Origin of the sequence: Frateuria flava (assembly GCF_017837635.1) — a bacterium.
Taxonomy (GTDB): domain Bacteria; phylum Pseudomonadota; class Gammaproteobacteria; order Xanthomonadales; family Rhodanobacteraceae; genus Frateuria_A; species Frateuria_A flava.
On record NZ_JAGJRS010000013.1, the window covers coordinates 197,209 to 209,760 of the forward strand.

General features: G+C 69.5%; 11 protein-coding genes and 1 other RNA gene. 8 read left to right on the forward strand and 4 right to left on the reverse strand.

From position 1 onward, the window contains the following. The first annotated feature begins 49 nt into the window (after positions 1–49). From J7I44_RS06210 to pepQ, 5 genes are all read left to right on the forward strand, one after another. Complete coding sequence (locus J7I44_RS06210; protein WP_209617519.1) at positions 50–2,320, forward strand: DUF1631 family protein; 2,271 nt, start codon at positions 50–52, stop codon at positions 2,318–2,320. Then, complete coding sequence (locus J7I44_RS06215; protein ID WP_209617522.1) at positions 2,317–2,664, forward strand: hypothetical protein; 348 nt, start codon at positions 2,317–2,319, stop codon at positions 2,662–2,664. The genes J7I44_RS06210 and J7I44_RS06215 overlap by 4 nt, the downstream gene beginning before the upstream one ends. Before the next feature lie 68 nt (positions 2,665–2,732). Further along, complete coding sequence (locus J7I44_RS06220; RefSeq protein ID WP_209617525.1) at positions 2,733–4,862, forward strand: DUF1631 family protein; 2,130 nt, start codon at positions 2,733–2,735, stop codon at positions 4,860–4,862. Next, positions 4,859–5,206 (forward strand): PilZ domain-containing protein, encoded by a 348-nt coding sequence (locus J7I44_RS06225; protein ID WP_209617529.1) that lies wholly within the window; start codon positions 4,859–4,861, stop codon positions 5,204–5,206. The genes J7I44_RS06220 and J7I44_RS06225 overlap by 4 nt, the downstream gene beginning before the upstream one ends. A 103-nt stretch (positions 5,207–5,309) precedes the next feature. Further along, complete coding sequence (gene pepQ / locus J7I44_RS06230) at positions 5,310–6,629, forward strand: Xaa-Pro dipeptidase (RefSeq protein ID WP_209617532.1); 1,320 nt, start codon at positions 5,310–5,312, stop codon at positions 6,627–6,629. A gap of 329 nt (positions 6,630–6,958) precedes the next feature. Here pepQ and cydB read toward each other — a convergent pair whose 3' ends face one another. The 4 genes from cydB to J7I44_RS06250 form a co-directional block, all read right to left on the reverse strand. Further along, complete coding sequence (gene cydB / locus J7I44_RS06235; RefSeq protein ID WP_209617538.1) at positions 6,959–7,969, reverse strand: cytochrome d ubiquinol oxidase subunit II; 1,011 nt, start codon at positions 7,967–7,969, stop codon at positions 6,959–6,961. Positions 7,970–7,971: 2 nt separating this feature from the next. Continuing rightward, on the reverse strand, positions 7,972–9,375 hold the full coding sequence (locus J7I44_RS06240; RefSeq protein WP_209617540.1) for a cytochrome ubiquinol oxidase subunit I: 1,404 nt from the start codon (positions 9,373–9,375) through the stop codon (positions 7,972–7,974). A gap of 374 nt (positions 9,376–9,749) precedes the next feature. Then, positions 9,750–11,099: an aminopeptidase P N-terminal domain-containing protein gene (locus tag J7I44_RS06245; RefSeq protein ID WP_245187963.1), complete on the reverse strand. Its 1,350-nt coding sequence runs from the start codon at positions 11,097–11,099 to the stop codon at positions 9,750–9,752. Next, positions 11,057–11,623, reverse strand: a complete 567-nt coding sequence (locus J7I44_RS06250) for a UPF0149 family protein (RefSeq protein WP_209617547.1) — start codon at positions 11,621–11,623, stop codon at positions 11,057–11,059. The genes J7I44_RS06245 and J7I44_RS06250 overlap by 43 nt, the downstream gene beginning before the upstream one ends. Before the next feature lie 167 nt (positions 11,624–11,790). Here J7I44_RS06250 and J7I44_RS06255 point away from each other — a divergent pair, with 167 nt between their 5' ends. From J7I44_RS06255 to ssrS, 3 genes are all read left to right on the forward strand, one after another. Further along, positions 11,791–12,015 carry a TIGR02449 family protein gene (locus tag J7I44_RS06255; RefSeq protein ID WP_209617550.1) on the forward strand — a complete coding sequence of 75 codons (225 nt, stop codon included), beginning with the start codon at positions 11,791–11,793 and terminating at the stop codon, positions 12,013–12,015. Then, positions 12,015–12,332 carry a cell division protein ZapA gene (locus J7I44_RS06260; RefSeq protein WP_209617553.1) on the forward strand — a complete coding sequence of 106 codons (318 nt, stop codon included), beginning with the start codon at positions 12,015–12,017 and terminating at the stop codon, positions 12,330–12,332. Before J7I44_RS06255 ends, J7I44_RS06260 begins: the two co-directional genes overlap by 1 nt. A gap of 7 nt (positions 12,333–12,339) precedes the next feature. After that, a non-coding RNA gene (gene ssrS, locus J7I44_RS06265) (6S RNA) lies at positions 12,340–12,524 on the forward strand. Positions 12,525–12,552: the final 28 nt, after the last annotated feature.

Sequence of the window (12,552 nt, forward strand, 5' to 3'; positions counted from 1 at the left end):
GAATCCAGGCGCATACACTGGTGAACGTCAAAAATCCGAGAACTGCGTCATGGATGTCGAGCAAAGGCAGCACCCAGCGGCCCTGCCCGGACTGGACGGCCCGGCCACCCAGCAGCACCTGCCCGTGCGTGTCCAGCGCCTGGTGACCGAGTTGCGCGGGTTGTACAACACGCGCCTGGAGCCGGTCCTGGGCGAAGCGCTCGACGCGCTCGACGACACCCTTTACCAGCTGGCCGAACGCTCGCGCGGCCATCTCGAACAGCAACGCTGCTTCGACAGCCGCGCGATGGCCCGCTGCCACCGCGCCGCCTTTCTGCGACAGGTCGCCGAACATCTCGCCAGCCGCTTCGCGCGGCTGGGTCAGGTAAGCGACAGCGCCGACACCCTGGCCCCCATGGCTTCATTGAGCCTGCTCGGCCGTGACGAGCACGAGCTCAATGCCGCGCTGGAACAATTGACCTCCCGCGGCGAAGCCCACACCGGCCCGGTGCTGGCCGAGCTTTCCTATCGCATGGCCGTGCTGGTCGGCGCACCGCCGCTGGAAGGCGAGGCGCTGCCCGCCTCGCCACAGAGCCTGTCGGCCGCCGTGCGACAGGCCATCCCGGCACTGGACCTGCCGGCGGACCACCAGGTGCTGCTGGTGCAGGCGCTGGAGCGCAAGTTGGCGCCCATGCTCCCCGCTCTCTACGAAGCGGCGAACGCGCATCTGCTCGCCGGCGGCATCCTGCCCCACCTGCGCGCCTTCGCCGGTGCACGACCGGCCAACGCACCACCGGCACCGCCGTCGATGAAGGCTCCGACGCCTGCGAACGAGCCAACCCGGCCGGCACCGGCCGCCAGCCACGAACCGATCGCCGTGCTGGAGAACCTGCGCGACCTGCTGTCGCGCCAGCGTGCTGGCGAGGCGCGCACGGTCGCCGGCCACGCCGCCAGCGCCGCCGAACTGGAGGTTGCGCTCGGCGCCCTGCAGCAGCACCTGGTGCAGGTCACCGACCGCGCCAGCCGCGAACTGCGCAGCGCCCAGCGCCTGCGCGAGGAACTGCTGACCCACCTCAATGCGGGTAAACCCGCTGGCGCCGCCCGTACGGGATTGAGCCCTGAGCAGGACGACACAGTGGAGTTGGTCGCGCGGTTGTTCGAGCAGCTCGGCCAGCAGTTGCACCCCGGCCCGGGCGCGACCGCCCTGCTGGGCGATCTGCAGGTGCCGATCCTGCGCGTGGCGATGAGCGACCGCGACTTCTTCGAGCAGGCCGAACATCCGGCCCGCCACCTGCTCGGCACGCTGGCCGAGGCGACCAACGACTGGGGCGATGGCAAGGACATCGACCCGGACCTGGCCACGCAACTCAACCGCCTGGTCGCCCGCGCGCAACGCGAGGCGCCCAGCGCCGGCCTGTACACCAGCCTGCTGGCGGACATCCGCCACCACCTGGCCCAGCTCAGCCGCAAGGCGCAGGTGACCGAACGGCGCCAGGTCGAGGCCATGCAGGGTCGCGAGCGCCTGCACCAGGCGCGCGAGCGCGCGGCCGAGGTGCTGGCGGCGCGCTTTGCCGAAACCACGCCGCGTGGCCTGCTGCGCGCCCTGCTCGACCGCGCCTGGTCGGACGTGCTGGCGTTGGCGCTGCTGCGCCACGGCGAGGACAGCGAAGCCTTCGCCGAACGGTTGCGGCTGACCGACCAGCTGCTCGGCCGCCTACCGGTGGACGACCCGCTGCGCCTGCGCCTGGCGGTGGAGGATCACCTGCAGCAGATCGGCATGCAGGCGGAGGAAGCCGAACAGGTGGCCCAACGCTTGATCGGCGGTGGCGAATCTCCCAGATCGGCCGAACCGGTCGGGACGACGATACCGGCGCCGGCTGCGGCCGACATGCCAGCGCTGGCCGCCTACGCGCTGGCGGCCGAGCCGCCCAGCGCGACCGACCTAGCCTTGCGCCTGAAGCAACGCCAGCGCCTGGGCGAGCAGCGCGGCCAGGAGACGCGCCCGGCCACCCCGCAAGCCGCCGAACCCCCGCTTGGCCCACTGGAAGCGCGCATCCACAACCGCCTGCGGCAATTGCCGTTCGGCAGCTGGTTCGAGTTCATCGACACGCATACCGGTGCCGTCGAACGGCGCAAGCTGGCGTGGTTCTCGCCGTTGTCGGGCAACACCCTGTTCGTCAACCGGCGCGGCCAGCGGGTGGCGGAGATGAACCTGCGCGAGCTGGCCTCGGCCATCGCCGGCGGCCGGGTACGCGAACAGCTGGTGCCACGCGACGGACTGTTCGACCGCGCCTGGCGCGCACTCACCGGCAGCCTGCAGCGCCCGACCGCCCGCGCATGACCGCCCAGGTCATTTCGTTCGACCAGCGCCGCGCGCCGCGCAAGCGCACGGCCGCCTCGCCGCTGGTCACCGACACCATCAGCACCCGGCCGCTGGGCCACCTGTGCAACCTGTCGGCCAGCGGTGTCCTGCTGATCGCTCCCGAACGCCCGCGCAGCGAAGCGGTGTTCCAGGCCCGTCTGCCACTGGCCGATGGGCGCCCTGGCGCCCGGGCCATCGAGATCGGGCTGCAGGAGCAGTGGCACCAGGCCGCCAACGCCGGCCAGATGTGGGTCGGTTACCGCATCATCGCGATCGCCCCGGAAGATGCGCTGACCCTCGCGCACTGGCTGCAGCGGGCCTGAACCGGCCACCGTGACGCGCCTGCCTCATCGGCATAGACTCGCAGACATCGTGGTATGCAAGGCTTCCCATGGATGTCGAACAACCGGACCGGTCGCGCTCGAGCCCAGTCGCCCCGCCGGCGCACTGGCCGGCGAAGACACGCCGTCTGGTCGACGAAATCCGCCAGTTGTGCCGTGAGTGGCTGTCCGGGCCACTGAGAACATGCCTGGCGGACTTCGACCGCGCCCTGCACGAGCACGCAGCCAGCGCCCGAAGCCACATCGACCAGCAGCGCTACCAGGCCACTCGCCAGCGCCTGGTGCAGGAGCGCCAGGCATTCGAGCAACGCTTCATCGAAAGCATCGACCACGCGCTGCTGGAACTGGGCGCGCAGCCGGCGGAGGCCAGGGCGCAACCCGTGCGCCTGACCCTGAGCCTGCTCGATCCGATCGAGCACGAGATGACCGCTGCGCTGGACCAGCTGGTCGCCCGCAGCGCCGCGCGTGGCGGCCCGCTGCTGGTGGAGCTGAGCTATCGCCTGGCGGTGCTGATCGGCACGCCGCCGCTGGAGAGCGAGGCTATGCCGCTGGGCCCGCAGGCGATGGCCAGGGCGTTCCGCGATTCCAGCGCGGCGCTCGGGCTGCCCGCCGAGCACCACCTGCTGTTGCTGCAGGCGGTCGAGGGCAAGCTGATCCAGGGCCTGACCCCGCTGCACGAGGTGGTCAACAACCACCTGGCGAACGCCGGCATCCTGCCGCGGTTGCGTCCCTTCCCGCTACCGCGCTCGCCGCGGCCACCCCGCCCTCCGCGCCCACTCCCGGCGGCTCCCGCGCCGGCCGCCGAAACCTCCGGCGCACCGGCGAGGCCCTCCGGCCTGCGCGAACTGCTCACCCGCCAACGCGGCCCGCGTCCGGTGTCAGGCCACGCGCGCTTTGCCAGCACGGGCGAACTGGATGCCGCACTCGCCAACCTTTCGCGCCGGCGGGTGGACCCGGACATGCTCCGGCGCGCTCCGCGCCTGCGCGAAGCGCTGGTCGACCAGCTCAACGCGGGGCAGCCGATCGACGCCGTCCCCATCCTGCCTGGCCCGGACGCCGACGACGCGCTGGAACTGATCGCCCGGCTGTTCGACACCCTGCGGCGTCAGCAGCCACCCCAGGCCGCTGCGCGCGATCTGCTCGACCGAGTGCAGTTGCCCGTGCTGCGCGCCGCCCTGGCGGACGAAGGCTTTTTTGAACATCGCGAACAGCCGGCCCGCCAGCTGCTCGACCACCTGCTCGAAGCGGCCCGCGACTGGCTGGAAGGGAGCGAAAGCGGCCTGGTGGCGCCGCTGGAACAACTGCTCGAACGCCTCGACCGCGAACCGCCCACGCCTGCGCTGCATGCGGACCTTGCGGCCGAACTGGAGCGCCAGATCGCCCAGCAGCAGCGCAAGGCCCAGGTCACCGAGCGTCGGCACGTCGAGGCGATGCAAGGCCGCGAACGGCTGGAACAGGCTCGCCAGCGCGCCGCCGACCTGCTCGCCGGGCAGCTCGCCAAGGCACCACCGCGCGCCGCGCTGCGCGCACTGCTCGAACACGCCTGGTCGGACGTGCTGGCATTGACCCTGCTGCGCCACGGCGAGCAGAGCGACACCTTCGCCCGCCGGCTGGTGATCACCGACCAGCTGCTCGGCCGCCTCCCTCCCGGCAACCTGGATGCCCTTCAAGCCGAAGTGGTGGCCGGACTGCAACAGATCGGCATGCACGGCGAGGAGGCCACCGCAATCGCGCAACGCCTGATCGGCGCCGGTGCGGTCATGCAGGAAGGCGAACCGGCAGGGCTTACCAGTCTGGCGATGCGCCTGAAACAGCGGCATGGACCGGGCGAAGTTGCGCCGCCGACTCATGCCCCGGCGCCCGTGCCCTCGGCCGAAGCCTTGCGCCTGCATCAACGCCTTGGCCGGCATCCCGGCGGCTGGTTCGAATTCGTCCAGCCCGACGGCAGCCGGGTCTCGCGCAAGCTGGCCTGGTATTCGCCACGCGCCGCGCGCGGCCTGTTTGTGACGCGCCATGGGCAACGCGCCGAGGAGATGAGCCTGGCCGATCTCGCCCAGGCGATCGCCGCGGGTAAAGTCCGCGAAGTACCGGCCGCTAACGAGAGTGACCTGGACCGTGCCTGGCGCGCGCTGACCGACAGCCTGCGCCAGGCGACACCGATACCCGGAGCCCGTTCGTGACGCCCAACCCGCAGGAAAGCCGCCGCGCCCATCGCAAGCCGGTCAACATCGCCGCCGAAGTGGTCGATGCGATCAGCGGCCGGCGCATGGGCCAGTTGGGCAACCTGTCGGCCAGCGGCATGCTGCTGATCGGCAGCGAGGCGCCACGCAACGAGGCGATCTACCAGTTGCGGCTCCCGTTGCCAGGGTTGGCCGAAGCGACGCCGACGATCGAAGTGGGCGTGCAGGAGCAGTGGCACGAGGAAGCGGCCACGCCCGGCCAGGTCTGGGCCGGCTACCGCATCATCGCCATCGGCGACGTCGAATCGGCGCAGCTCCAGCGTTGGCTCGACATGCCCGGCTGAGGTTTTCTTTAAGGGTGGCCCTCGGCGGCCCACCGCGCGATCATGGGCAGTCTCCCCACCGGCGGGACCGCCTTCGCGCCCGCCGCCCGATGAAGGACGCCGCATGACCGAGAATCTCGCCCCGCTCTACGCCAAACACCTGGCCACCCTGCGCGAACGCGCGGACAAGGCGCTCGCGCTGGGCGGCTTCGACCGGTTGCTAATCGCCGCGGGCAAGCCGCTGAACAAGTTCCTCGACGACCAGGACTTCCCGTTCGTCTCCAACCCGCATTTCCGCCACTGGCTGCCGCTGACCGACGCGCCGGGCAGCTGGATCGTGTACGAGCCCGGTGCGAAACCGAAGCTGGTGTTCGTACAGCCGCGCGACTACTGGCACGTGGTGCCGGCCGCCCCCAGCGGCTACTGGGTCGATCAGTTCGACATCCAGGTCGTGCGTAGTGACGCCGACGCCGTCGCCGCACTGCCGAAGCAGGGCCGCAACGCCGTGATCGGACCGGCCTGTCCGTCCATCGAAGGCGTGCAGGCAAACAACCCCGAGCCGGTGATGAACTACCTGCACTGGCACCGCAGCTACAAGACGCCCTACGAGCTGGCGCTGATGCGCGAGGCGAGCCGTATCGGCACGCGCGCGCACCGCGCGGCCGAAGCGGCGTTCCGCAACGGCGAGAGCGAGTTCGGCATCCACATGGCCTACCTCGCCGCCGCGCGGCAGGTGGACGCCGAGCTTCCCTACTCGAGCATCGTGGGCCTGAACGAGCACGGGGCGGTGCTGCACTACAGCCACTTCGACCGCCAGCCGCCGTCCGTGCATCGCTCGTTCCTGATCGACGCGGGCGCCAGTTGCGCCGGTTACGCCAGCGACATCACGCGCACCTACGCCGCTACCGGCGCCGGCGATTTCCAGGCGCTGATCGACAGCATGGACGCCGCCCAGCGCGAGCTGGCCTCGAAGGTGCGCGCCGGCCAGAGCTACCCCGAGCTGCACATCCACGCCCACCACCTGGTGGCCAGCGTGCTGCGCGAGCACGGCATCATCCGCATGGACCCCGAGTCGGCGGTCGCCAGCGGCGTGACCTCGGCGTTCTTCCCGCATGGCCTGGGCCACCCGATCGGCCTGGCGGTGCACGACGTGGCCGGGTTCCAGCAGAACGAGCGCGGCGGCAGCATTGCGCGTCCGGAAGGCCACCCGTTCCTGCGCATGACCCGCGTGCTCGAGGCCGGGATGGTGGTGACCATCGAGCCTGGCCTGTATTTCATCGACATGCTGCTGGACGAGCTGCGCGCGAACCCGGCGGCGAAGGATGTCGACTGGGCCCGGGTCGATGCGTTCCGGCCCTACGGCGGCATCCGCATCGAGGACGACGTGGTGTGCAGCGACGGCGCGCCGGAGAACCTCACCCGCGACGCCTTCGCCCTGCTCTAGCGGGAGACCCGTCGGAGCCCAGTTGTGGGCGATGCGGGTCGCGCGCACCCGGGATTCGGGATTCGGGATTCGGGATTCGGGATTCGGGATTCGGGATTCGGGATTCGGGATTCGGGATTCGGGATTCGGGATTCGGGATTCGGGATTCGGGATTCGGGATTCGGGATTCGGGAGCCGGGAGCCGGGAGCCGGGAGCCGGGAGCCGGGAGCCGCGAGCCGGGAGCCGCGAGCCGCGAGCCGCGAGCCGCGAGTCCGGATTCGGGACTCGTCAGAGCGGAGCCGTGCTTCGCTTTCCCGAATCCCCAATCCCGACTCCCGAATCCCGAACCTCAGTGATACCCCTCGCCAGCCAGTACCTTGCCGCGGAACACGCGATACGAATACACGGTATAGGCCAGCACCGCCGGGATCAGGAACGCCGCCCCGACCAGCACGAAACCCTGCGACGACGGCGGCGAGGCGGCCTCCCAGATGCTCATGCTTGGCGGCACGATGTTCGGCCACATGCCGACCACCAGCCCGATGAAGCCCAGCGCGAAGAAACACAGCGCCAGCACGAACGGTTGCACTTCGCGGTTCTTCAGCACCGCTCGCCACAGCGTGATGGCGTTGAGCACGGTCAGGATCGGCACCGGCGACAGCCACAGGATGTGCGCGCCGGTGAACCAGCGCTCCATCAGCTGCGAATCCAGGAACGGCAGCCACGCACTGACCATCAGCATGAAGCCGATCACCGCCAGCATCAGCGGCCGGGTCAGATCGAACGCGATCCGTTGCAGCCGTCCGTCGGTCTTGAGGATCAGCCAGGTGGCGCCGAGCAAGGCGTAGCCGAACACCACCGCCACCGCGGTCATCACCGCGAACGGACTGAACCAGCCGAACGCGCCCTGCACGTACTTGCCGCCGGTCAGCGGCATGCCCTCGACCAGCGCACCCAGGATCAGCCCCTGCGCGAAGGCGGTGACCACCGAGCCCACGCTGAAGGCCACGCCCCACAGCCAGCGCGAGGTATGTGCCTTGAAACGGAACTCGAACGCCACGCCGCGGAAGATCAGCGCGATCAGCATCGCCAGGATCGGCAGGTACAGCGCCGACAACACGATCGCGTAGGCCTTGGGAAAGGTCGCCATCAGACCGGCGCCGCCGAGCACCAGCCAGGTCTCGTTGCCGTCCCAGATCGGCGCGGCGGTGTTCATCATGTGGTCGCGCTGGTCTTCGTCGTCGGCGAACGGCAGCAGGATGCCCAGCCCGAGCACGAAGCCGTCCAGCAACACGTACATCATCACCGCGAAGCCGATGATGAAGAACCACACCACGGGGAGCACGGTCGCCCAGTCCATCGTCAGTCTCCCATCGGGTCGTCGGGCGCCGACAGCGGACGCGCCGGCGTGCGGTGGTGGCTGCCGTGCACCGGCGTGGCCGGCTGCCCGCGCTGCGGCGCCGGCAGCGGACCGTCACGGAACAGCTTGAACAGGTACCAGATGCCGGCACCGAAGATGCCGAGATAGACCACCACGAAGGTGATCAGCGAGGCCAGCACACTGGACGCCGGCAGCACCGTGGCCGCCTGCGAGGTACGCATCAGCCCCTGCACCACCCACGGCTGGCGGCCGACCTCGGCCACCCACCAGCCGGTGAGCAGCGCGATGAAGCCGGAAGGGATCATCACCACCCACGCCCTGAGGTACCAGCGGTCGCGCAGCAGGCTGCCGCGCTTCCAGCGCCACAGGCCGGTGAGCGCCAGCGCCAGCATCAGCAGGCCCAGGCCGACCATGACGCGAAAGGAAAAGAACGGGATCTTGACCGGCGGCCGCTCGTCGCGCGGGAAGTCCTTCAGGCCCTTGACCTCGCCGTCCCACGAATGGGTGAGGATCAGGCTGCCCAGGTGCGGCACCTCCACCGCGTAATGGTTGGTTTCGGCCTGCTCGTCCGGCCATGCGAACAGGGCCAGCGGCACGCTGCTCGCGGTGTCCCAGCGCGCTTCGATCGCAGCCAGCTTGGCCGGCTGATACTCGCGCACCTTCAGGCCCGCCATGTCGCCGATCACGATCTGGATCGGGATGACGATCGCCAGGAACGCCAGCGCCAGCTTGAGCATCGCCCCGGCGCGGTCGACGAAGCGTCCCTTGAGCAGATAGACGACCGAAACCCCGCCGACCACCATGGCGGTGGAAATGAACGCGGCCAGCACCATGTGCGGCAGCCGCACCAGGAACGAGGGGTTGAAGATCACCTGCCACCAGTCCGCCGGGTAGAACACGCCATCGCGGATGTCGTAGCCCGCCGGCGTCTGCATCCAGCTGTTGGCGGACATGATCCAGAACGAGGACAACAGCGTTCCCAGCGAGACCATGCAGGTGGCCAGGAAATGCATGCCGTCGCTGACCTTCTTCCAGCCGAACAGCATCACGCCCAGGAACGTGGCCTCCAGGAAGAACGCGGTCAGCACCTCGTAGTTGAGCAACGGCCCGACCACGTTGCCGGCGACGATCGAGAAGCCGGCCCAGTTGGTGCCGAACTGGAAGCTCATCACGATGCCCGACACCACGCCCATGCCGAAGGCGACGGCGAAGATCTTCAGCCAGAAGAAATACAGGTCGCGCCACAGGTCCGTGCGCTTGACCAGCCAGACGCCCTCGATGAACGCCAGCCACGCCGCCGTGCCGATGGTGAAGGCGGGAAACAGGATGTGGAAGGACATCACCCACGCGAACTGCAGGCGCGAGAGGAACTCGGCAGTCGGCATGCTTCACTCCCGGGGGAAGGGCGTCGTCGACTATAGACATGGATGGCGTGATGGCTGCGGCATCGCGACAGGCTGCCGCGCGGCGTGGTGCCGCAGGAACGCTCGACGGAAGATGGATGGTTGCATCCGGGCGCCGCGCGGCGCCCTGACCCTCGCCCGCCTGCCGGCAGTCTCTGCCGAAGGAGCGCTGCCGGCGCGGGTCTTGAGGCCAGCGCTTCGACTTCGGCCTGCCGGCTACGCCCAGTGCGAACGGGTTTGTCCCTGCAGAGCGTGAGTCGGCTCCCTCGGGACAGGATGGGGCAGCGGCGGATCCGGCGGCGCACACCACGGCTCGTCATGTATTCCCTCGCACGAACCAGCTCGCGCGCGAGCGCTCAGCGCCCGCCCAGCACCCGCATCAACTCCTCCGGCTCCCTCGGCACGGCCTCCGTGAGCACCACGTTCCCGTCGGTGCTCACCGCCACGTCGTCCTCGATGCGAATGCCGATGCCGCGCCAGCGCTCGCCCACGCCGCGCAGGTCGGGCGGCACGTAGATGCCCGGTTCGACCGTCACGACCATGCCCGGCTCGAGCAGGCGCGCGTCGCCATCGACGCGGTAATCGCCCACGTCGTGCACGTCCAGGCCGAGCCAGTGGCCCGTCTTGGAAGGGAAGAAGGTCTTGTACGCCCCGCTCTCGATCGCCGCATCGGCCGCGCCCTTGAGCAGCCCCAGCGCGCACAGCCCCTCGGCGATCACCCGCACCGCCGCGTGGTGCGCGGCGTCGAACGGGCGACCCGGCCTGACCTCGTCGATCGCCGCCTGCTGCGCAGCCAGTACCACCTCGTACAGGGCGCGCTGCTCGCGCGACCAGCGGCCGTTGATCGGGAAGGTGCGCGTGATGTCGGAGGCATAGCAGTCCACCTCGGCGCCGGCATCGATCAGCAACAGGTCGCCATCCTTGAGCGGCGCGCGGTTGGCTACGTAATGCATGGTGCACGCGTTGACGCCACCGGCGACGATCGGCGGGAACGCCGGCACCGCGCCCCGGCTGCGCATCACCCGCAGCAGTTCGGCCTCGACCTCGTACTCCAGGCGTCCGGGCAATGCCGCCGCCATCGCCGCCACGTGCGCTTCGGCGGCAATGCCCGCGGCCTGGCGCATGAGCTTCAGCTCGCCGCGCGACTTGTAGAGCCTGAGGTCGTGCAGCAGATGCCCCAGCGCCACGAACTCCTTCGGCACCACGCCACCGCCACGCAACTGCCGCAGACGCCGCATCCAACCGAGCAGGCGCGCATCGAAATCCGGCTCGCGCCCGAAGTGGCAGTACACCCGCGCCCGCCCCTCGATCATGCCGGGCAGGATGTCGTCGATGTCCTCGATCGGGAACGCGTCGTCCAGCCCGAACGCACTGACCGCGCGCTCGGTGCCGGCCACCTCGCCGTGCCAGCGCTCGTGCGCCGGGTCGCGCTCGCGGCAGAACAGCACCGCTTCGCCGTGCGCGCGACCGGGCAGCAACGCCAGCACGGCGTCCGCTTCCGGAAAGCCGGTGAGGTAATGGAAGTCCGAATCCTGCCGGTACGGCCAGGCCGCATCGGCGTTACGCATGCGCTCGGGCGCGGCGGCGATCAGCAGCGCCGCGTCGGCACCGGCCATGCGCATCAGCTGACGTCGCCGGCGCGCGAATTCCGCGATCGCAATGCTCAATGCAGCGTGTCGTTCGCCGGGCGCTGGGCGCTGTGGCATTCGGCAAACAACAACATCGCGCCCATGCGCACGAACTCGTGCACCTCGATCAGCGCATCCTCGTCCTCGCTCTCGTCGCCGAAATCGAACGCCGAGCTGGCGATGGTGGTCAAATCGCGCAGGATCTCCTGCGCCTCGTCCGACAACTTCGCATGCGCGCCGGCGCCGGCCAGGCCGAAACCGCCAAGGAAGCCGCGGCACCACTCCACCAGCGCCTCGGCGCGTTCGGCCAGTGGGCGGTCGTCCGCCGGCAACAACGGTTCGAAGCCCAGTTCGGGATCAGCCAGCTCGCCGCGGGACTGGGTCGCCAACCGCTCCAGCAGCGCCTGGTCATGCGGCGCCGGCACGACTGTCTCGCCGCCCTCGAACTCCAGCGCCGTCAACAGCCGCTGCTTGTCCAGCGCGCCGCCACCGGCCAGGAAACCGCACAGCGAGCCATGCAGTTCGCTGGCGTCCGCGCCGACGCGCATGCGCACGAGCGCGGCATCCAGCTCGTCGTAACCGAGCATATCGCTGCCAGTCATCGGGGCTCTCCATGGGAATCGGCCACCCAGTCTAATCCGCCGAAGCCTGGGTAGGAGCACACTTTGTGCGCGACCGGGGGCCGCCCCAAGGCCGGTCGCGCACGGAGTGCGGTTCTACGGGGAAGTGCCGCACCTTTTCGCGCGGCAGGCTTGGTATATTTCACACCATGAGCACGCCCGATCCCGTCCAGCAGGAATTGGCCACCCTGAACCAGCAGCTGGACCGCCTGCTGGACCTCGTGCGCCGGCTGCAGGAGGAGAACCGCAGCCTGCGGCACAGCCAGGAACAGCTGGCCAACGAGCGGGCGGGCCTGATGGCGCGCAACGACCAGGCGCGCACCCGCGTCGAGGCGATGATCCAACGGTTGAAAGCCCTCGAGAACAACGGCTGATGAGCAGCACGCCCTCCCCCGCTTCCGAGCCGGTCGCGCTGCGCCTGCTGGATCGCGAATTCCTGATCGCCTGCGCCCCGGAGGAACGGGACGGCCTGCTCGCCGCGGCCACCTTTCTCGACCAGAAGATGCGCGAGCTTCGCGCCAATGCACGTACGCCGGGTTTCGACCGGCTGGCGGTGCTGGCGGCGATCAGCGTCACCCACGAATACCTGGGCCTGCGCAAGCAGCACGACGGGGCTGATCGCAGCGTGACTGACGGCCTCGCTGCATTGCGCCGCAAGCTTGAAGCGGCGCTCGACGCGCAAGTAAGATAGGCCCCGGCGTTTTCTGCGGTGTGCGCCAGCACACTCTACATTTGCCTTGTTCCTATATACGGCCCCGGGTCGGCTTCACATGGTTGTTGTGCATGTCCGCCGCGTGCGGAAAGCCTTTAAGGCCATGTAGCCCTCCCACCTGATCCAAGCGGATCAAGGTCGTTCGGTGGGCAGCGGCATCGTGGTTGACGCCACCCCTTTCCCCGCCTGGTTGACGTTG

What these genes read in the sequence shown, in the direction of transcription:
- J7I44_RS06260 (WP_209617553.1), top strand. Translation starts at nt 12,015, where the DNA reads ATGAGCAGCACGCCCTCCCCCGCTTCCGAGCCGGTCGCGCTGCGCCTG.
- J7I44_RS06220 (WP_209617525.1), top strand. Translation starts at nt 2,733, where the DNA reads ATGGATGTCGAACAACCGGACCGGTCGCGCTCGAGCCCAGTCGCCCCG.
- J7I44_RS06210 (WP_209617519.1), top strand. Translation starts at nt 50, where the DNA reads ATGGATGTCGAGCAAAGGCAGCACCCAGCGGCCCTGCCCGGACTGGAC.
- J7I44_RS06215 (WP_209617522.1), top strand. Translation starts at nt 2,317, where the DNA reads ATGACCGCCCAGGTCATTTCGTTCGACCAGCGCCGCGCGCCGCGCAAG.
- pepQ (WP_209617532.1), top strand. Translation starts at nt 5,310, where the DNA reads ATGACCGAGAATCTCGCCCCGCTCTACGCCAAACACCTGGCCACCCTG.
- J7I44_RS06255 (WP_209617550.1), top strand. Translation starts at nt 11,791, where the DNA reads ATGAGCACGCCCGATCCCGTCCAGCAGGAATTGGCCACCCTGAACCAG.
- J7I44_RS06245 (WP_245187963.1), bottom strand. Translation starts at nt 11,099, where the DNA reads ATGCCACAGCGCCCAGCGCCCGGCGAACGACACGCTGCATTGAGCATT.
- cydB (WP_209617538.1), bottom strand. Translation starts at nt 7,969, where the DNA reads ATGGACTGGGCGACCGTGCTCCCCGTGGTGTGGTTCTTCATCATCGGC.
- J7I44_RS06250 (WP_209617547.1), bottom strand. Translation starts at nt 11,623, where the DNA reads ATGACTGGCAGCGATATGCTCGGTTACGACGAGCTGGATGCCGCGCTC.
- J7I44_RS06240 (WP_209617540.1), bottom strand. Translation starts at nt 9,375, where the DNA reads ATGCCGACTGCCGAGTTCCTCTCGCGCCTGCAGTTCGCGTGGGTGATG.